18 protein-coding genes and 1 tRNA gene are annotated in these 18,883 nt (G+C 57.0%); 13 read left to right on the plus strand and 6 right to left on the minus strand.

Annotation, left to right across the window (positions count from 1 at the left end; all coding sequences use genetic code 11):
- Positions 1–17 precede the first annotated feature (17 nt).
- A tRNA-Ile gene (locus I3V23_00970) sits at positions 18–94 on the minus strand.
- Positions 95–219: 125 nt separating this feature from the next.
- Between I3V23_00970 and I3V23_00975 the strand changes: the two genes are divergently transcribed.
- Genes I3V23_00975 through rnd form a run of 3 tightly spaced genes read left to right on the plus strand, consistent with a single transcriptional unit; the run spans position 220 to position 3,117 of the window.
- Positions 220–1,281 carry a phosphoribosylformylglycinamidine cyclo-ligase gene (locus tag I3V23_00975; GenBank protein QPI85618.1) on the plus strand — a complete coding sequence of 354 codons (1,062 nt, stop codon included), beginning with the start codon at positions 220–222 and terminating at the stop codon, positions 1,279–1,281.
- Positions 1,278–1,880 (plus strand): phosphoribosylglycinamide formyltransferase, encoded by a 603-nt coding sequence (locus I3V23_00980; GenBank protein ID QPI85619.1) that lies wholly within the window; start codon positions 1,278–1,280, stop codon positions 1,878–1,880. Before I3V23_00975 ends, I3V23_00980 begins: the two co-directional genes overlap by 4 nt.
- Positions 1,867–3,117: a ribonuclease D gene (gene rnd, locus I3V23_00985; protein ID QPI85620.1), complete on the plus strand. Its 1,251-nt coding sequence runs from the start codon at positions 1,867–1,869 to the stop codon at positions 3,115–3,117. The genes I3V23_00980 and rnd overlap by 14 nt, the downstream gene beginning before the upstream one ends.
- Here rnd and I3V23_00990 read toward each other — a convergent pair.
- On the minus strand, positions 3,114–3,557 hold the full coding sequence (locus I3V23_00990) for a hypothetical protein (protein ID QPI85621.1): 444 nt from the start codon (positions 3,555–3,557) through the stop codon (positions 3,114–3,116). The two genes, rnd and I3V23_00990, sit on opposite strands and share 4 nt — an antisense overlap.
- 128 nt (positions 3,558–3,685) lie before the next feature.
- On the opposite strand from I3V23_00990, the gene I3V23_00995 reads away from it, so the two are divergent.
- Positions 3,686–4,111, plus strand: a complete 426-nt coding sequence (locus I3V23_00995; GenBank protein QPI85622.1) for a SufE family protein — start codon at positions 3,686–3,688, stop codon at positions 4,109–4,111.
- On the opposite strand, the gene I3V23_01000 is transcribed toward I3V23_00995, so the two are convergent.
- The 4 genes from I3V23_01000 to I3V23_01015 form a co-directional block, all read right to left on the minus strand.
- Entirely contained in the window at positions 4,108–4,758 is a 651-nt protein-coding gene (locus tag I3V23_01000; protein QPI85623.1) for a DUF1638 domain-containing protein, read from the minus strand. The two genes, I3V23_00995 and I3V23_01000, sit on opposite strands and share 4 nt — an antisense overlap.
- Positions 4,759–4,764: 6 nt before the next feature.
- Entirely contained in the window at positions 4,765–5,469 is a 705-nt protein-coding gene (locus I3V23_01005; GenBank protein ID QPI85624.1) for a B12-binding domain-containing protein, read from the minus strand.
- A 135-nt stretch (positions 5,470–5,604) separates the two neighbouring features.
- Positions 5,605–6,618, minus strand: a complete 1,014-nt coding sequence (gene bmt / locus I3V23_01010; GenBank protein ID QPI85625.1) for a betaine--homocysteine S-methyltransferase — start codon at positions 6,616–6,618, stop codon at positions 5,605–5,607.
- A gap of 162 nt (positions 6,619–6,780) precedes the next feature.
- A complete protein-coding gene (locus I3V23_01015) occupies positions 6,781–7,095 on the minus strand; it encodes a DUF1476 domain-containing protein (GenBank protein ID QPI85626.1) in 315 nt (104 codons plus the stop codon).
- Between the two features lie 231 nt (positions 7,096–7,326).
- Here I3V23_01015 and I3V23_01020 point away from each other — a divergent pair, with 231 nt between their 5' ends.
- The 9 genes from I3V23_01020 to I3V23_01060 all read left to right on the plus strand — a co-directional run bounded on the left by I3V23_01020 (position 7,327) and on the right by I3V23_01060 (position 18,853).
- On the plus strand, positions 7,327–8,085 hold the full coding sequence (locus I3V23_01020; GenBank protein QPI85627.1) for a phosphoribosylaminoimidazolesuccinocarboxamide synthase: 759 nt from the start codon (positions 7,327–7,329) through the stop codon (positions 8,083–8,085).
- Between the two features lie 47 nt (positions 8,086–8,132).
- Positions 8,133–8,363 (plus strand): phosphoribosylformylglycinamidine synthase subunit PurS, encoded by a 231-nt coding sequence (gene purS, locus I3V23_01025; GenBank protein QPI85628.1) that lies wholly within the window; start codon positions 8,133–8,135, stop codon positions 8,361–8,363.
- Between the two features lie 12 nt (positions 8,364–8,375).
- Complete coding sequence (locus tag I3V23_01030; protein ID QPI85629.1) at positions 8,376–9,413, plus strand: alcohol dehydrogenase catalytic domain-containing protein; 1,038 nt, start codon at positions 8,376–8,378, stop codon at positions 9,411–9,413.
- A gap of 18 nt (positions 9,414–9,431) precedes the next feature.
- Entirely contained in the window at positions 9,432–10,100 is a 669-nt protein-coding gene (gene purQ, locus I3V23_01035) for a phosphoribosylformylglycinamidine synthase subunit PurQ (protein QPI85630.1), read from the plus strand.
- An 83-nt stretch (positions 10,101–10,183) separates the two neighbouring features.
- Positions 10,184–11,956, plus strand: coding sequence for a sensor histidine kinase (locus tag I3V23_01040; protein QPI85631.1), 1,773 nt, complete (start codon positions 10,184–10,186; stop codon positions 11,954–11,956).
- A gap of 22 nt (positions 11,957–11,978) precedes the next feature.
- A complete protein-coding gene (locus I3V23_01045; GenBank protein QPI85632.1) occupies positions 11,979–13,301 on the plus strand; it encodes a sigma-54-dependent Fis family transcriptional regulator in 1,323 nt (440 codons plus the stop codon).
- A 198-nt stretch (positions 13,302–13,499) separates the two neighbouring features.
- Positions 13,500–13,952 carry a hypothetical protein gene (locus I3V23_01050; protein QPI85633.1) on the plus strand — a complete coding sequence of 151 codons (453 nt, stop codon included), beginning with the start codon at positions 13,500–13,502 and terminating at the stop codon, positions 13,950–13,952.
- A gap of 156 nt (positions 13,953–14,108) precedes the next feature.
- A complete protein-coding gene (locus tag I3V23_01055; GenBank protein ID QPI85634.1) occupies positions 14,109–15,644 on the plus strand; it encodes an SEC-C domain-containing protein in 1,536 nt (511 codons plus the stop codon).
- Between the two features lie 563 nt (positions 15,645–16,207).
- A complete protein-coding gene (locus I3V23_01060) occupies positions 16,208–18,853 on the plus strand; it encodes an Rne/Rng family ribonuclease (GenBank protein ID QPI85635.1) in 2,646 nt (881 codons plus the stop codon).
- Positions 18,854–18,883 lie beyond the last annotated feature (30 nt).

Here is an 18,883-nt window from a genome sequence, read left to right on the forward strand (position 1 = left end):
CCGTGCTGGGGGGAGGATGGTAGGCCCGGCAGGACTTGAACCCGCAACCAAAGCGTTATGAGCGCTCTGCTCTAACCAATTGAGCTACAGGCCCCCGTAGGGCTTGGGTTACTGCGCCAATGCGAGGGGGTCAAGTATTGGATCACTCGCTTATGGACGAAGGCGGCGAAGATCGGTATCAGGGCGGAAAATCACGCCCCCTGATGAAAGGCCCGATCAATGCCCGCAGATGCGCAAGCGCCCAAAAACAGTCTCACCTATGCCCAAGCGGGTGTTGATATTGATGCGGGCAATGCGCTTGTTGATCGGATCAAACCTGCCGCTGCCGCGACTGCGCGAGCGGGGACGATGTCGGGACTGGGCGGTTTTGGGGCTTTGTTTGATCTCAAGGCTGCAGGATATCATGACCCGATTTTGGTCGCCGCCACCGATGGGGTTGGCACCAAGCTGCGCATCGCGATTGATACGGGCGCGGTGGACACCATTGGCATTGATCTGGTGGCGATGTGCGTGAATGATCTGGTCTGCCAAGGGGCGGAGCCTTTGTTCTTCCTTGACTATTTTGCCACGGGCAAATTGGCGGTAGATCAGGCTGCGCGGATCATCGAAGGGATTGCCGAGGGCTGTGCGCAATCGGGCTGTGCCTTGGTTGGGGGGGAAACCGCCGAAATGCCTGGTATGTATGACGCAGGCGATTTCGACCTTGCGGGCTTTGCCGTTGGCGCGATGGAACGTGGCGCAAGCCTGCCTGCCAATGTCACGGCGGGCGATGTGATCCTTGGCTTGGCCTCGGACGGGGTGCATTCAAACGGCTATTCCTTGGTGCGCCGCATTGTTGATGTGTCGGGTTTGGCATGGTCAGACCCCGCGCCCTTCGCCCCTGAGACAAGCCTTGGCGCCGCGCTTTTGGCCCCAACACGGCTTTATGTGAAGCCTATTCTTGAGGCGATCCGCGCAGGCGGGGTGCATGGGTTGGCCCATATCACGGGCGGTGGTTTGACCGAGAACCTGCCCCGTGTCCTGCCTCAGGGGCTTGGCGCGCGGATTGATTTGGGCGCTTGGGGTCTGCCACCCGTGTTCCAGTGGTTGGCCGAAACAGGCGGGATAGAGACGCGCGAGATGCTCAAGACCTTTAACGCAGGGATTGGGATGTGCGTGGTAGTCGATGCGGCTGAGGCCGATGCCATTGCGCGGCTCTTGGTGGCTGCGGGTGAAACCGTGACACGGCTTGGCGTGGTTGAGGCGGGCTCTGGCGTGACCCATGAGGGCGCGCTTTCGTGAAACGGGTCGCCATCCTGATTTCAGGGGGCGGTTCCAATATGGTGGAACTGCTCAAGTCAATGACGGGGGATCACCCCGCGCGGGCCTGTGTGGTTTTGTCGAATATCCCTGATGCGGGCGGTCTGGCCAAGGCAGAGGCCGCAGGCGTGCCAACAGTGGTGGTGGATCACAAACCTTTTGGGGCTGATCGCGCGGCCTTTGAGGCTGAGATGGCCAAGGCGCTTGACCAATATCAGCCTGATATCATTGCGCTTGCGGGTTTTATGCGGGTTTTGACCGCTGAATTTGTGGCCCGCTATCAGGGGCGGATGCTGAATATTCATCCCTCGCTATTGCCCAAATATCGCGGCCTGCATACCCATGCCCGCGCGATTGAGGCAGGGGATGATATCGCAGGCTGCACAGTGCATGAGGTGACCGCGGATTTGGATGATGGCCCGATCTTGGGGCAGGCACGCGTCCCTGTGGTGGCGGGGGATACGCCCGAAACCTTGGCCGCGCGGGTTTTGGTGCAGGAGCATCGCCTTTACCCTGCCGTATTACGCCGCTTTGCTGCGGGGGATCGCAGCCCGCTGATCTTTGAGGATGCTGCGCCCTGATCTAGAGGGGGGCTTTCCTTTTCCTGCGCCTTTTCGTAAACCCGTGTATCGCGGAAAAATTGAAGAAGTAACGCCCTTGCCGAAGACGCTGACAACCACATCCGAATTGGCCGAATTTTGCGAGGCCGCCGCACAGCACCCTTATGTGACCGTTGACACTGAATTCCTGCGCGAGCGCACCTATTATGCGCAGCTGTGTCTTGTTCAATTGGCGATGCCGGGCACGGATGACAGTGGTGCGGTTTTGGTTGACCCGCTGGCCGAAGGCATGTCGCTTGAGCCGCTTTATGAGCTGTTCCGCAATCCTGATGTGGTCAAGGTGTTCCATGCTGCGCGGCAGGATCTCGAGATCTTTCATGTGGAGGGCGGGCTCGTGCCTGCGCCTCTCTTTGATACGCAAGTGGCCGCAATGGTCTGCGGATTTGGCGATCAAGTGGGATATGAAACTTTGGTGCGCAAAATTGCCAAGGCCGCGCTTGATAAATCCTCACGCTTTACCGATTGGTCGCGGCGTCCTCTATCTGATGCGCAAAAAACCTATGCCTTGGCCGATGTCACGCATCTGCGCCAGATTTATGAATATCTGTCCGCGCAACTGGCCCGATCTGGGCGCAGTGCATGGATGGAGGAAGAATTGGCGCAGCTGACCAATGCAGACAGCTATATCGTAAATCCAGATCACGCGTGGATGCGGATCAAAATGCGCTCAAGCTCGGGAAGGCTTTTGGCGGTTGTGCGTGAATTGGCCACATTCCGCGAGGCCTATGCGCAGGAACGTAACATCCCGCGCTCGCGCGTCTTCAAGGATGATGCCTTGATGGAATTGGCCTCGACCAAGCCGCGCTCTTTGGCGGATTTGTCGAAATCGCGCCTATTGCTGCGCGAGGCGCGGCGGGGCGATATTGCGGAAGGCATTATTGCGGCGGTCAATCGCGGCATGGACACGCCGCCCGAAAAATTCCCCAAATTGCCAAATGGGCCAGATCGCAGCGACCTTAACCCTGCCTTGGCGGATTTGCTGCGTGTCTTGCTCAAGGCCAAGGCCGATGAAGCGGGCGTTGCACAAAAGCTGATCGCGTCCAGCGCGGATTTGGACAATATCGCGTCTGGCCATTTGGATGGCCTGTGGCGCAAAGGTTGGCGCGGTAAGGTCTTTGGCGAGGACGCATTGCGCCTTGTTCAAGGCGATGTGGGCCTTGGTGTCAAAGGCAGCAAAGTAGTTTTGTTCGAACTTTAACGCGACACCGTGCGGCGATTATTGGCCCCTTGCACGCTGATCCGTGTGACACCGCGCAGTTCATTCGCGCTGCGGAACGTGCCGACCAGAATTTCGCGAGTGCGCGGCGCACCTTCTGCCGTGTCATCCCGCGGGGGAACCACGCGGAATTCGAACAGCATGAGCCCGTCCTCATTGGAAATCTCGACCAGTTCGGCCTCCCAATAACCTTGACGTTCTGCGCGTCCTACGGCGCGGATGATGGCGCCGCCGTCAACCTGATCCGCCTCAAGCGAGATGACATCTGCGACAAGCGGGCGTGGATCGACAAATTCCTCGACCTGCACAACCTCGATCCGCTGCTCTTGGCGGTCATTTCCGAACCAGTTGAAGGGGTTCAGCCGCGTGGAACAGCCCGCAAGCCCCAAGATCATCGCAGCAAAAATGGCAGTGCGCAGCATATTGGCCCCTCTTGGCAAAGCATTACCCTTTGAGTGCTACCCTATCAGGGCGGTTTTGAAAAGCGCCTCTGGACGAATGGGGGGCTGCGCTTTAGGTCAGGGGGAGGTGACAGAAGAATGAGGGAAGAATGGCCAGCGAACGCTTTGAGGAAATCGCAGAAACATTCGAATTTCTGGACGATTGGGAAGACCGCTATCGCCATGTGATCGAATTGGGCAAAGCGATGGAGCCCTTGCCCGAGGCGATGCGCGTTCCCGCCACCAAGGTGGATGGTTGCGCCTCGCAGGTCTGGATCATGCCGCGGATCGAAGGGCAGGGGCCAGAAGCGCGGTTCGACTTTCAAGGTGAAAGTGACGCGATGATTGTGCGGGGCTTGATTGCGGTCTTGCACGCGCTTTATGCGGGCCTGAGCATTGCCGAGGTTTTGGCGGTTGATCCACGGGCAGAATTGGCGCGGTTGGGGTTGAATGACCACCTCTCTGCGCAGCGCTCAAACGGGTTGCGGGCCATGGTCGAACGCATCCACCTATTGGCGGCAGAAGCGCGGGGTTAATCCGCCCATTTTTTCAGGGCCGTTTCAAGATCACCATAGCCCGTAAAGCGGCGTTCAAAAGCAAGGCCGAGAAAATCGGCACAGGCTTTGGCTTTTTCGGTTAGGGCGGCGTCATCTGTCTGCGCCTGATAAACCAGCTTTTCGTAATTGCCAAAATAGATATCCCGCAATTCGGGGTGTTTATCGAGGCCAAGAGGGCGGGTAACAAAAGCGTCAAATTGACGGGTAAGGAAATCCGTCAGGTAAAAGGCAGTGACCTCGCCCAAGTCTTCAAAGCGGGCATTGCCCTCGAAAAAGCTGTAGCAATGTGGGCCTTCGAGCATGTCAACGCCAAGCGCGGCACAGCGCGCGGCCAAAGCCCCGCCTGTGCCGCAATCGGCATAAAGCACATAGATACTGTCGTAATCCCCACGCGCCCGCGTGACCGCCGCTTCAACCGCGTCAGGGATCAATTCGGGGCGATTGTGTAGAATGGCGGGCAGGCATTGCAGGTCGAGATGGTCAAACCCATTGGCCGCTTTGATCGCCAAAACTTCATGCGCCAAGGCCCCGCAGGCCAAAAGCAAAACCCGCCCCCTGCCAGATGCTGAAACGCCGCTATCGCGTAACGTGTCGTCATCTGGCAGATGCAGGGCGGGCTTTGTCATAATCGCTTAATGCGCGGCCATTTGGTTGTGTTTGCGCAGAACGAACTCCTTGGCGGTTTCCACGGCCACGGCCGCGTCACGGCAATAGGCGTCTGCGCCAATCGCGCGGCCAAATTCTTCGTTCAAGGGCGCGCCGCCGACCAACACGATGTAATCATCGCGGATGCCTTGCTCTTTCATCGTGTCGATCACGACCTTCATATAGGGCATGGTCGTTGTCAAAAGTGCGGACATCCCCAGAATGTCGGGGGTCTCTTTTTCCAAGGCTTCAAGATAGGCTTCGACCGCGTTATTGATACCAAGGTCAACCACTTCAAAACCTGCGCCTTCCATCATCATGGTGACAAGGTTCTTGCCGATATCATGGATATCGCCCTTTACCGTGCCAATCACCATTTTGCCGATACGGGGGGCGCCTGTTTCTGCCAAAAGCGGCTTAAGGATGGCCATGCCACCCTTCATCGCATTGGCCGCCATCAGAACCTCGGGCACGAACAAGATGCCATCACGGAAATCGTGACCCACAATGGTCATACCACCCACCAGGGCCTTGGTCAGGATGTCGTAGGGGGCCCATCCGCGCTCAAGCAGAATGTTAACCGCCTCTTCGATTTCTTCTTTTAGACCATCGTAGAGGTCATCGAACATTTGTTGGACAAGTTCGTCATCGTCCAGTTCTGAGAGGATGATTTCATCATTTTCGTCAGACATCTCAAGCGTCTCCTGAAGCGGCACTCAGCCGATAGCGTTTGAACGATTACCTAAGCTCTTCGCGCCACCAGACGCGCAAATTTACGACATCACGACCGCCGCAGGCGACCTTTGCCCATGCGATTGCATACCAAATTAGCTGCGGCGGCGGCCTGTGCGCTCGCGGCGCTGCGGGCCATTGCCATCCGTGCCATCCGATCCTGAGGAAAAGCCGCCCAACTCTTCGGCGATCTGTTCAAGGCTTGGAACGGCGCCGCGCGGGGTTTCTTCCAGCGCCTTGCGCATTGCCGCAAGATGGACAGGTTGGGTGCCGCAACAGCCCCCGATGATCTTGGCCCCTGCATCGCGGGCTAGAACGGCGTAACGGGCCATCAACTCGGGGGTGCCATCGTAATGGATATGGCCATCAACGTATTTGGGGATGCCTGCATTGCCCTTGGCAATCACGGGGCGCTCGTTGCCCGAGGCGCGAAAGCCCAGAACCGTGCGCATCAAATCCGAGGCCCCAACACCGCAATTTGCACCATAGGCCAAAGGTTTGTGATCCAGTTTCTCAACCAAATCCGACATCGCGGCGGAGGTGACACCCATCATCGTGCGCCCTGCCGTGTCAAAGCTCATGGTGCCGCACCATGGCATACCTGCTAGTTTGCACGCTTCGGCTGCGGCGGCGTATTCTTCGGGGGCTGAGATTGTCTCGACCCAACATACATCCGCACCGCCTGCCTTAAGCCCTTCGGCCTGTTCATGGAACATCTCCACGGCGGCCTCGTGGGTCAAAGGCCCCATTGGCACCATGATCTCACCCGTTGGCCCCATGGACCCTGCAACGACCACCTCGCGGCCAGAGGCATCAGCGACTTCGCGGCCGATCTCTGCGGCAATTCGATTTAGGTCAAAGGCGCGATCTTGGGCATCATGCAATTTCAGCCGTGCGCGCGTGCCACCAAAGGAATTGGTCAAGAAGATATCGGATCCCGCATTGACGGCCCCGCGATAGAGTTCGGCAATGCGATCAGGGTGATCTTCGTTCCACAATTCTGGCGCATCGCCCGATTGCAGCCCCATGTTAAAGAGGGTCGTGCCCGTTGCGCCATCGGCCATCAGCCAATCGCGGGTTTCCAAAAGGGTCTGCAAACGGTTCGACATAATGAAATTCCTTGTGTCACATCAGCTGCGACATGGCCCCTCTGGGGCAATGATGCAAGCCCGAAAATCCACATGATCTTTATGAAAAATCTGCGAGGTCAAAAAAGAAACACCCCGCGCAACAGATGCACGGGGTGCGCAGAATTGGGGCAGGGGTGGTGATTAATTCTCGTTCACCAATTGGGTCTTGGCCTCGATCAAGAGCGCTTCAAATTTTGCGCGCAGCTCATCTTCCGAAACTTTATCGCCCAAATCCGCCTTCAGCTTGCCGATGACATCCTCGTGGCCTGCTTCTTCGAAATCAGCGCGGATCACCTCTTTGGCATAGGCCTCGGCCTCATCGCCCGTTTTGCCCAAGATTTCGGCGGCCCATAGGCCCACCAGTTTATTGCGGCGCGCTTCAAGCTTGAATTTCATTTCTTCATCATGCGCGAATTTTGCTTCGAACGCGTGTTCACGGTCGTCAAATGTGCTCATTAATCTGTCTCCTTGGGCGGTGAGCTTGCGGTTTATCCCTGTGATAGCCTTAGCAGGGTTTTGGCCGCAAGCGGTGATTGGCAATCCAACTTGCGACACAGCGCGCTTTGGTCTATTGCGCGAGCAAGAGAGAACGGGGCGCAGCATTGGTTTGGGCCAGATGCGGCGTTGCAGCACGCCCTCGATCTCAGACCACCACCTGCCTCCCGCAGATCAGGGATTGGAGACATCATGGCACGGCGCAAAAAAATCTACGAAGGCAAGGCGAAAATCCTATATGAAGGCCCCGAGCCAGGCACATTGGTGCAATATTTCAAGGATGACGCGACCGCCTTTAACGCGGAAAAGCGCGCCACGATTGACGGCAAAGGCGTGTTGAACAATCGCCTGTCCGAATTTTTCATGTCGGGTCTGAATGCAATTGGCGTTCCAACCCATTTCATTCGCCGCCTCAATATGCGCGAGCAGTTAATCCGCAGCGTTGAGATCATCCCGCTTGAGGTGGTGATCCGCAATGTCGCCGCGGGTTCGATTTCCAAGCGATTGGGGATTGAGGAGGGCACAGCCCTGCCGCGCCCGATTGTTGAATTTTACTACAAGGATGACGCGCTGGGTGATCCTTTGGTGGCCGAAGAACATGTCATTGCCTTTGGCTGGGCTAGTCAGCAAGATTTGGACGATATGGTCGCCTTGGGCTTGCGGGTGAATGATTTCCTGTCTGGCCTGATGATGGGTGTCGGCATCAAATTGGTGGATTTCAAAATCGAAATTGGCCGCATTTGGGAGGGCGATTATATGCGCCTGATCGTGGCCGATGAAATCAGCCCCGATAGCTGCCGCCTGTGGGATATGAAAACGGGCCAGAAGTTGGACAAAGACGTCTTCCGCCGTGATTTGGGCGATTTAGCAGATGCCTATACCGAGGTGGCCAAGCGCCTTGGCGTTTTGCCTGATCAGGGCACGGTGTCAGGCCCGACATTGGTGAATTAAGCGAAGCCCCGCTTCGCAGATAGAACGTAGACAGAAAGGCAAAAGCAATGCGCGCAACCGTGACCGTGATGTTGAAGCAGGGGGTTCTTGATCCACAAGGCGAGGCGGTGCGCCATGCGCTGGGCGCTTTGGGCTTTGAGGGTGTTTCGGGTGTGCGGCAGGGTAAAGTGATCGAACTTGATCTGGCCGATGGCACCACCGAAGACCAAATCCGCGAGATGTGCGAAAAGCTTTTGGCCAATACTGTGATCGAAAGCTACCAAATCGCGATCAGCTAAAGGGGTCTGTCGATGCGTGCTGCCATCCTGCGTGAATATAACAAAGACCTGTCGATTGAGACTGTGTCAGACCCTGAATGCCCCGAAGACGGGGTGATCCTCAAAGTTCTGGCTTGTGGTGTTTGTCGCTCTGACTGGCATGGTTGGGTGGGGGAACACCCACGCATCAAACCCGGTCAAATCGGCGGGCATGAATATTGCGGCGAAGTGATCGAAGCAGGACCGCGCGCCACCTACAAAAAGGGGGATCGTTTGGTTGCCCCCTTTATTCTCTCCTGCGGCTCTTGCCCGACCTGTCAATCTGGCGCGGGTCATACCTGCCCCAATCAACGCTTGCCGGGCTTTACTGAGCCGGGCGCCTTTGCCGAATATGTCGCCGTTCCTTTTGATCATAATCTTGCGCGCTTGCCCGAAACGCTGTCACCGACTGTTGCGGCGGGGCTAGGGTGTCGTGTGACAACATCATGGCACGCGCTGACGGGGCGCGCGGCCGTGCAGGCGGGGGAATGGGTCGCGGTGCATGGCACGGGCGGCATTGGCCTTTCTGCCGCGATTTTGGCCAAGGCGCTTGGGGCTTTTGTGGTTGTCGTAGATGTCGTGCAGGAAAAGATCGACCATGCCCTGTCTTTGGGTATTGATGCAGGGGTGAACGCCCGTGATGGCGATGTCGCGGCCAAGATCATCGAAATCACCAAGGGCGGCGCACATGTCGGCATCGAGGCCCTCGGGATCGAGGCCACGGTTGCAGGCTCTATTGGATGTTTGCGCCCCTTGGGGCGTCATGTCCAGGTGGGCATGCCCGTAGGGCATACAGCCCAGATGCAGATTGATATGAACACGGTCTATATGCGCAATCTGGCCCTTTACGGCACGCGTGGCATGCCCTCTTGGCGGTATCCAAGTCTCTTGGGTCTGATCGAGGCAGGGCGGGTGGATATGTCCCCCCTGATTGCGCGGGAAATCCCGCTTTCGCAAACAGGGGCCGAGCTTGCCGCATTTAATGGCCCAACACCGCCCGGTGTGGCGGTCATCACTGATTTTACGTCCTGACGAAAGGAACCCCCAAAGATGAAAGCCGCCGTTCTTGTGTTTCCCGGATCGAATTGTGACCGCGATCTGAAGCGCGCCTTTGAACAGGCGGGCTTTTCCGTGGATATGGTCTGGCACAAGGACACCAAACTGCCTGAAGGGGTGGATTTGGTCGGTGTTCCGGGCGGGTTTTCTTATGGCGATTATTTGCGTTGCGGCGCGATTGCCGCGCAATCGCCCATTTCAGGCGCGTTAAAATCCCATGCGGATCGGGGCGGGTATGTGTTTGGGGTTTGCAACGGGTTCCAAATCTTGACGGAGACCAAATTGCTGCCCGGTGCGCTGCTGCAAAATATGTCGACCCGCTATATTTGCGAAACGGTTGGGTTGCGCGTGGAAAACACGCAAAGCGCCTTCACCACCGCCTATGAACAGGGCGCTGTGATCGAGGTGCCAATCGCGCATCATGAGGGAAATTATCAAGCCGATGCAGAGACGCTTGCGCGCTTGAACGGCGAGGGCCAGGTGGCATTTCGCTATATCGAAAACCCCAATGGCGCGGTCGAGGATATTGCAGGCATCTTGTCAGAAAACCGCCGCGTTTTGGGGATGATGCCGCATCCCGAGCGCGCCTGCGAGCCATTGCATGGCGGCACGGATGGTGCAGGCGTTTTTGCTGGTTTGGCACAGGCCTTGGTTGCGGCCTAGCGCGGCTCTGCCATCGGCAAGACATCGCGCAAGCGTGATCTAATCTTCTTGTCTGGCCTGCAGGGCGCGCGTAGGTTTGCGCCATGAGCCTAAACACACGCCCCACTCTTGAACCCCGCCGCTTGCGTGCCTTACCACGCCTCAGTGGCGTTTGGGTTTTACGCCTTTTCTTGGCGCTGTTCTTGGTGGGCTTTATCGTCACCATCTGGGCGGCCAACCTGTTTTTGACCGAGCGCCTGACCGAAAGCACCCGCAACCGCGCAGAAATTCGATTGGCGCTCTATTCTGGCACGATCATGTCAGAGCTACAGCGCAGCTCTGTCGTGCCGCTGTTGTTATCGCGCGACCCTGTCCTCATCACCGCGCTGCGCGAGGGGGAATTTACGGCCACCTCACAACGCCTGATTTCTTATTTGGATGAAATCGGGGCGGCCTCTTTTGTGCTTCTAAACCGCTCGGGCCGTGTTGTTGCTGCGACAGACCGCGCGCGGCTTGGGGAATTGCGCGCAAGCGAGCCCTTTTTTGTGCAAGCGGTGCGCAGCGCAGATACGGTCTTTACCTCAAACGAACCTGCCACTGGGCGGTATGACTTTACCTTTTCGCGCCATATCACTGATAACAATCAGCTTTTAGGCGTGATCATGGTCGAGGTGAACTTGGCCCGTGTGGTCGAACAATGGCGCGGGGCATCCGAGGCTGTGTTCATCACCCAAGGGTCAGGCGAGATCATTTTGGCAACCGAACCCCGTTGGCGTGGCTTGATTGAGGCGGATGCCTTGGCCCGCCAAGATGCCCCATCGGCCATTCGCCGCGCCATTGAGAATGCGGGCGATTGGGCCTTTGGCGAGGAGGGGTATGTGTTTGGCGATGACACGCTGCGCCTTGCCCAAGATATGCCCTTTCGCGGGTGGGAAATCGTGTCCTACACTGCCTATGCCTCGGTGCGTGAGCGGGTGAACGGGGTATTGGCCCTTTTGACAATGGGCTTTGCCCTTGTGCTTGCTGGCGCGTTTTACCTGTTGTCGCGCCGCGCGCGGTTGCAAACGGCCGTGTTTCAACGCGAAAGTGCGGAATTGCGCCGCCTCAATGACCGCCTCAGCCGCGAGATTGCCGAGCGCGAAAAAGCGCAGCGCGATTTGGAGCAGGCCGAATTATCGCTAGCGCAGAGCCAGAAATTGGCCGCTTTGGGGGAAATGTCCGCTGCTGTCAGCCATGAGTTGAACCAACCGCTTGCGGCCATGAAAACCTATCTGGCAGGGGCGAAATTGCTGTTGCAGCGCCGCCGCCCTGATGAGGCGATGTCCTCCTTTCAGCGCATTGACGATCTGATTGAACGCATGGGGGCGATCACGCGGCAGCTCAAATCCTATGCCCGCAAGGGCGGCGACAGTTTTGCCCCCGTTGATCTGCGCGATGCGATCACAGGCGCGATGACCATGATGGAGCCGCAAATGCGGCAGATGAAGGTGGAAATTGCACAAATCATCCCCAATCAGCCTGTGATGATCTTGGGCGATATCGTGCGGTTGGAACAGGTGATAATCAATCTGTTGCGCAACGCCCTTGATGCGATGAAAGGCCAAGAGACGCGGCGCATTGAAATCCTTTTGGCCGAAGGGGATGAGGCGGTTCTCTCGGTGCGTGACAACGGGGCAGGGATCGAAGATTTAGATCAACTCTTCGAGCCGTTTTACACCACCAAGAAGCCTGGTGAAGGGGTGGGGCTTGGCCTTGCGATTTCTTCGGGCATTGTCACTGATTTTGGGGGCCGTTTGCGCGCACGCAACAGCGACACAGGCGGCGCGGTATTTGAAATCAGGCTGCCGCGTCATCAGATAAAGGGGGCCGCAGAATAGGCGGCGAAAGGATCGGGTTGGAATGAAAGTTGTGATTGTCGATGACGAGCAGGATATGCGCCAATCGATCAGCCAATGGTTGGCCCTTTCTGGGTTTGAAACCGAAACCTATGGCAGCGCAGAAGAGGCGCTCAAAGAGATCACATCCGATTTCGCGGGCATTGTTATCAGTGACATTCGTATGCCCGGCATGGATGGGATGGCCTTTCTCAAACGGCTGAATTCTATCGATCACAGCCTGCCAGTGATCATGATCACGGGCCATGGCGATGTGCCAATGGCGGTCGAGGCGATGCGCATCGGCGCTTTTGATTTTCTCGAAAAACCCTTTGATCCCGAAAAGATGAGCAGCCTTGCCAAACGCGCGATCCAAGCGCGGCGTTTGACCCTTGATAATCGCTCGCTCAGGCGGGAACTCAGCGATGGCACAGGGATCATGCGCCGCTTGGTGGGCACAAGCCCCGCGATGGAACGGCTGCGCGAGGATATTCTCGACCTTGGCCAAGCCGATGGTCACGTTCTGATCACAGGCGAGACGGGCACGGGCAAAACCCTTGTCGCCCATGCCCTGCACGCGGTCGGCCCCCGCGCGGGCAAACCCTTTGTCACCGTCACCTGTGGCGCGCAGGACGAGGCGCAGTTGCGCAGCCTGATCTTTGGCGCAGAAGAAAACGATCTGGCCCGTCCCGCCCTAGAGGCCGCACGCGGCGGCACATTGGTGCTTGAGGATGTCGAAACCCTCAGCGATGCGCTGCAGGCGCGGCTGCTCTCGGCCTTGGACGAGGCGCAAAGCGCGGGCCGCGATCTGCGCATCATTGCCATTTGTAACGGGGCCGAAGGGGCCGCGGGCTGCGAGGCGGCGCTCAGGCCCGATCTGTTTTTCCGCTTGGCCGCGATGCGCATCGCGCTGCCCCCCTTGCGGCAGCGCGGCGAGGATGTGCTGACACTGTTCGCACAATTCGCTGAAAATTACGCCGAAGAATACGGCACCGACCCGATCCACCCCAATGCCCAAGAGACCGCGCAGATGTTGCAGGCCCCATGGCCGGGAAACCTGCGTCAATTGCTGAACTTGGCTGAACGCGCCACGCTGCAAGCCCGCCGTGGCGCGGCCTCGATCACGGCGCTGTTGATGAACGACACGACCGAGGTGGTGCCGCAGGATATGGGCGAGGGCAAACCCCTCAAAGAATATGTCGAGGCGTTCGAGCGGATGCTGATCGACAACACCATGCGCCGCCACCGCGGCTCCATCGCTGCCGTGATGGAGGAACTCAGCCTACCACGGCGCACCCTGAACGAGAAAATGGCGAAATACGGGTTGAGCAGGTCGGATTATTTGTGAGGGGGGGGCGATATGGGCGGGAAGTGGAAGTTCGCTGCACAGGCGAAAGTGTTAAGGCCAGTTGGTCAAAGCAGGCATTTGCTTGGAGCTTCACAATACTCTCGGAACCGCGCCCAAGGACGAGTTCCCCCGATCCATAGATGCAGTATTCTAAAGTATTATGATGAATCCATTTTTTAGATTTACCATGGTGGTAACGTGCAAAAAGAACCGAGAACTGAGCGCGAGATATTTGAAGACCTTGTAAAACTTTGCACGCGCCCAGGTTATGTGCATGCCATTGCTTACCTTTGCTTCCGAGACAATGTCATCCGCTACACAAAGGATGTTTCGGGAAAAGACTTTGCAAAAGTGCGACCGTTCGAGCGGCTGATCCGCAACGAAATCAATGCCCTCATCGGCTGCATGGTCAAAGCAGACCTTGATTGGTCACTCCCAGAACCGGCGACAATGAACGAGTTGATCGAGTCATCGGATAGTCTTCTTGCCGAATACCACGACAGAATGAGGGCAGATGCTTATGCGGGCATGTCAGCTGAAGCAGTTCAATCTGGGTTTGACCCAACTTCCACTGGTGAAGCGCTTAGGGAAGCGGTCTTCTATGCAGCGGAGTCTGCATATGTTTTTCAGTTTCGAGACATGGCGTGCTAGCGGTATGGACAAGACAGTGACTGGCTCGTAGAGCAAAAAGGATATTCGCCTATTGACGCGCGCGAAATCTGCCGAGCCCTGTTTACTTCGCAAAATCAGATAATCACCACCACCCTAAACGGATTGAGGAATAAGCCACCTTCGGAGTGGACTGTTTTGGAGGGTTTTCGGCTCGATATTGATGACATTGCTGATCGATGTGGCAAGACAAAGGAGACTGTTTCCAAGTTCCTTTCAGCCTTCACATACCAAATGGAGAATGGTCATAAAGGTTACTCGCAGATTGATGATTTCAATGAGGTGGCTGTAGCACCTATACTGCAAGCTCCGGACGGTGCTCGGTACCTGTTTCAATATTATCCACTTGTGGAGGCTGTCTATGACAGCCCCTTCTATTGGTTCTTGGAGGACGAACAGTATTTTCCTGCCGCCTTGAGGAATCGCGGTGAATTCACTGAGAAATTTCTGACTGAGCGCCTCATTTCGATATTTGGAAAAGAGGCTGTCTTTGCCAACGTAGATGTCTACGATGGGAAGAACCGAGTAGGTGAAATGGATTGTTTGGTCGTGTTTGGCGAGTACGCAATCATCTTTCAGGCGAAATCTCAGCGTCTCACCCATCCAGCCAGAAAGGGAAAGCTTGAAAAGCTGAAAGAAGATTTTGGACGTGCTGTCCAGAATGCGTACGATCAAGCAGTCGCATGTGCGAGGACGATCCCGAAGGAAGGCGTCCGTTACGTATGTCAAGATGGACGGGAACCTGACCTTTCGCAAATTGAGCGCGTCTACCCAGTCTGCGTCTTGGCGGATCATTATCCGGCATTGGCTATGCAGGCGAGATCGTTTCTCAAATCCACGACTGACAGCCTGATTGGAGCGCCACTGGTTTGCGATCTCTTCCTGATCGACGTGGCCACTGAAATGTTGCCGTCCCCACTGCGTTTCCTCAGCTACATCACATTGAGGGCGCAGTTTGGAGAAAAGATCCTGGTTACAAACGAATTGGCTACGTTTGGTTACTATCTGCGACAGAGCCTATGGGTTGATGACGCTTACAACATGTTGTTGCTGGACGACAGTGTAGCAAGTGATCTTGATGCGGCGATGACCGTGCGAAGGGACGGTTTACCAGGCAACGACACGCCCAAAGGCATACTTACGAAACTCCAAAACACCCGCCTTGGCAAAATAGTTGCGGAGGTTGAACATGATCCCAATCAATTCTGTGTCGGTATGGGCTTATCCATATTGGAGATGGGTGAAGATTCCTTTCGAAAAATGAGCTCCGCACTTGATGTCATGATCAGGGATGCTGGCCGTACTGGCAGGCAGCATGACCTGACTATCCCATTAGAGCACCGAGACGCTGGTCTGAGCATACATGTGAATGCTGATCCAGATCAGGGAGCTTCTGATAAGCTGCGTTCTCACATGCTATATCGCAAGTATGCCCAGCGTGCGGGAAAGTGGTTTGGGCTTTTACTTGAACCGACGACGGGGAAACCACGTTTTGGTGCCAAGGTTCGCTCGCTACACACATTCGACTTTGAACTTGAGGCAATCACGTCCAAAGCAGCGCCTCTCCAAAAGTTAGATGAACTGCCTTCCCAATTCGCAAACCGGAATACTGGACGAAACGATCCATGTCCTTGCGGCAGTGGGAAAAAGTTCAAGCGTTGCTGTCTCGAATAGCAACAATTGTGGGTTCTTTAGAACTGGTCTGATGAGTATCCGCTTTGGAGAAGCTGCGCTACGGAATCGTTTATGGCGGCGAATGTCTCCTAAGGGCCGATCGCCGACCAAAATGATTTCATCTTTATACATCGTTGCCCCCCCCCCAAAAAAAAAACCCATTGCCCTCTTCCCCGCTCTGCCTCTATGGTGATTGGGATGATCTGGCGGTTTGAGCCAGCTGGACATCTGCAAAGTTTATCTGCCCCCTTCTTGAAGCGCGTCCGAAAACCCGCGCGGGAGAGAGGGCAGGATGCCAAAGCCTGACCGCCGCCCTTGTGCTGCCCTCAGGCCCATCTAACCCCCCGCGCAAGCGGGACATAATGGGAGAGGCGCGGGCGAGTGCACGCGCAGCTTCGGAGATAAATCGCGATGAAACGCGTGCAGATCAGCCAAGTGAGTGACGGGGCGGCCCATGCCGCGCCCGCCCATCCTGCTGTCCGCGTCATCGCCCTTTCAGGACAATATCCCCCTCTCACGCGACCCTCTGGGGTGCGCGCAGCGCGGGGATGTGCAAGGAACCCATGGCAAAGAAAATGCTTATCGATGCCACCCACGCGGAGGAAACCCGCGTTGTTGTGGCAGATGGAAACAAGGTCGAGGAATTCGATTTCGAGTCGCTGAATAAGCGGCAACTGGCAGGAAATATCTATTTGGCAAAGGTGACGCGGGTTGAGCCCTCGTTGCAGGCGGCCTTTGTGGATTATGGCGGCAATCGTCACGGTTTCTTGGCTTTTTCCGAAATTCACCCCGATTATTATCAAATCCCCAAAGCGGATCGTGAGGCGCTTTTGGCCGAGGAGCGGGAATTGGCCGCCGAGGCCGAAGCCGATGAGGAGGAGAAATCCGCCCCCAAACGCCGCCGCTCGCGCCGCCGCAAATCCTCGGACACCCGTGCAGAGGCCGCCGCAGGTGATGCGATTGCCACAGGCGAGGTCAGCACGCCCTCGGGCATGGATGTGATTGATCTGGACGCGGATGCTGAGACTGAATCTGAGATGGAGGTAGATGAGGCGCTTGATGCGGCCCTGACGGACACGGCCGCCCCTGAGAGCGATGCCGATCCTGAGGTTGAGGCCGATATCGAAGATGGCGCATCTGAGGAGGACGCCACCGCCCCCGCCGAGGCCGAAACCATCGCCGATGATGATGATCATGAAGATATTCGTCCTGTGCGCAAACCGCGCGCGCGCAAATATAAAATCCAAGAAGTGATCAAAGTGCGCCAGATTATTCTGGTGCAGGTCGTCAAAGAGGAACGCGGCAATAAGGGTGCTGCCCTGACCACCTATCTCAGCCTTGCTGGGCGCTATTGTGTTTTGATGCCCAATACCGCGCGCGGTGGCGGGATCAGCCGCAAGATTACCAATATTTCGGATCGCAAAAAGCTAAAGGAAATCGCGCAATCGATGGAGGTGCCGCAGGGCGCGGGTCTGATCATCCGCACCGCGGGCAGCCAACGCACCAAGGCCGAGATCAAGCGCGATTACGAATATTTGCAGCGCCAATGGGAACAGGTGCGCGAATTGACCCTGCGCTCGATAGCGCCTGCGCCAATTTACGAGGAAGGTAATCTGATCCACCGCTCGATCCGCGATCTCTATAATCGCGATATTGACGAGGTGTTGGTTGAAGGCGAGGCGGGCTATCGCCAAGCCAAGGACTTCATGAAAATGATCATGCCGTCCCATGCCAAAAACGTGAAACATTATGCGGACAGTCTGCCGCTTTTCGCGCGCTATCAGGTCGAGGGTTACTTGGCTGATATGTTCAACCCTGTCGTGCAGCTCAAATCGGGCGGCTATATCGTCATCGGCATCACTGAGGCTTTGGTTGCGGTTGATGTGAACTCGGGGCGCGCGACCAAGGAAGGCTCTATTGAGGAAACCGCGCTTAAGACCAATCTTGAGGCTGCCGAAGAGGTGGCGCGTCAAGTGCGCCTGCGCGATTTGGCGGGTCTGATTGTGATCGACTTCATCGATATGGATGATCGGCGCAACAATCTGGCTGTGGAAAAGCGGCTGAAAGATCGCCTCAAAACCGACCGCGCGCGCATTCAGGTTGGGCGTATCTCAGGCTTTGGCCTGTTGGAAATGTCGCGCCAACGTCTGCGTCCTGGGATGTTGGAGGCCACGACACAGCCCTGCCATCACTGCCACGGCACGGGGCTTGTGCGTTCTGATGACAGTCAGGGCCTATCAATTCTGCGTCAGTTGGAAGAGGAAAGCACCCGCCGCCGCTCGCGCGAGTTATTGTTGACTGCGCCTGTGGGCATTGTGAATTTCATCATGAACCAAAAGCGCGAATACCTCGCTGATCTTGAGGCGCGCTATGGGGTTTCGATCCGTGTCGAGGCCGATCCTGCGATGATCACGCCCGATTATCGGATTGAAAAATTCAAAACAGCCACCCGCCGCATCGCCCCTGCAAGCCCTGTTGTTTCGATGGATGCAGGGCTGATGGAGGAAATCGAAGCCGCCGAAGCCGATGCTGCGGATGAGATTGATATCACCGAGGCACCTGAGGCAGACCGCCCCGAGGCACAAGGCGAAGAGGGCGAGGGCAAGAAACGCCGCCGCCGCCGCCGTGGTGGCCGTGGCCGCCGCCGCAATCGGGGCGAGGGGGACGAGGCCCGCACAACCGAAGCGGGCCCTGAGGCCCCAGAGGTTGCAGAACAGAGTGCAGGCGCGTCTGAGGCTGATGCCTCGCCCGCAGTGGAGGCAGAGGCCACGCCCGAGGTTGAGGAAAAGCCAAAGCGCCGCCGCAGTCGCAAGTCAACCAAATCTGACGCATCGGCAGAGACGGTAGCCGCGTCAGAACCATCTGATCCCGCCACAGAAGCACCTGCAGAGGCAACGGTAGAGGCAGCGGTGGAAGAGGCCCCAAAACCAAAGCGCCGTGGTCGCAAAACCAAGGCCGAGAAAGCCGCTGAAGAGGCCGCTGCGGCAACGGTGTCGGTGGCTGAGGCCGAACAGGCCCCAGAGCCCGCGGAAGAGGCGCCAAAGCCCAAGCGGGCCACGCGCAGCCGTAAAACCCCTGCGAAAAAGGCCGAACCTGTGGCCGAGGTGCCATCTGCGCCAGACGCGACTGTCGAGGCGGTGTCTGCGCCACAGGCCGCAGAACCTGCGCCTGAGGGGCCAAAGAAGCGCGGGTGGTGGTCACGCGGCTAACCGACCCGATTAAAATAAAACGGGCAGGGG

This window comes from Rhodobacterales bacterium HKCCA1288, from assembly GCA_015693905.1.
In the GTDB taxonomy this organism is placed as follows: domain Bacteria; phylum Pseudomonadota; class Alphaproteobacteria; order Rhodobacterales; family Rhodobacteraceae; genus M30B80.

Bases quoted from the DNA above. Each gene is read 5' to 3' on its own strand.
- purS (QPI85628.1), top strand. From the start codon at position 8,133: ATGCGCGCAACCGTGACCGTGATGTTGAAGCAGGGGGTTCTTGATCCA.
- purQ (QPI85630.1), top strand. From the start codon at position 9,432: ATGAAAGCCGCCGTTCTTGTGTTTCCCGGATCGAATTGTGACCGCGAT.
- I3V23_01015 (QPI85626.1), bottom strand. From the start codon at position 7,095: ATGAGCACATTTGACGACCGTGAACACGCGTTCGAAGCAAAATTCGCG.
- I3V23_01030 (QPI85629.1), top strand. From the start codon at position 8,376: ATGCGTGCTGCCATCCTGCGTGAATATAACAAAGACCTGTCGATTGAG.
- I3V23_01045 (QPI85632.1), top strand. From the start codon at position 11,979: ATGAAAGTTGTGATTGTCGATGACGAGCAGGATATGCGCCAATCGATC.
- I3V23_00990 (QPI85621.1), bottom strand. From the start codon at position 3,557: ATGCTGCGCACTGCCATTTTTGCTGCGATGATCTTGGGGCTTGCGGGC.
- bmt (QPI85625.1), bottom strand. From the start codon at position 6,618: ATGTCGAACCGTTTGCAGACCCTTTTGGAAACCCGCGATTGGCTGATG.
- I3V23_01000 (QPI85623.1), bottom strand. From the start codon at position 4,758: ATGACAAAGCCCGCCCTGCATCTGCCAGATGACGACACGTTACGCGAT.
- I3V23_01040 (QPI85631.1), top strand. From the start codon at position 10,184: ATGAGCCTAAACACACGCCCCACTCTTGAACCCCGCCGCTTGCGTGCC.
- I3V23_01005 (QPI85624.1), bottom strand. From the start codon at position 5,469: ATGTCTGACGAAAATGATGAAATCATCCTCTCAGAACTGGACGATGAC.
- I3V23_01060 (QPI85635.1), top strand. From the start codon at position 16,208: ATGGCAAAGAAAATGCTTATCGATGCCACCCACGCGGAGGAAACCCGC.
- rnd (QPI85620.1), top strand. From the start codon at position 1,867: ATGCTGCGCCCTGATCTAGAGGGGGGCTTTCCTTTTCCTGCGCCTTTT.
- I3V23_00975 (QPI85618.1), top strand. From the start codon at position 220: ATGCCCGCAGATGCGCAAGCGCCCAAAAACAGTCTCACCTATGCCCAA.
- I3V23_01020 (QPI85627.1), top strand. From the start codon at position 7,327: ATGGCACGGCGCAAAAAAATCTACGAAGGCAAGGCGAAAATCCTATAT.
- I3V23_00995 (QPI85622.1), top strand. From the start codon at position 3,686: ATGGCCAGCGAACGCTTTGAGGAAATCGCAGAAACATTCGAATTTCTG.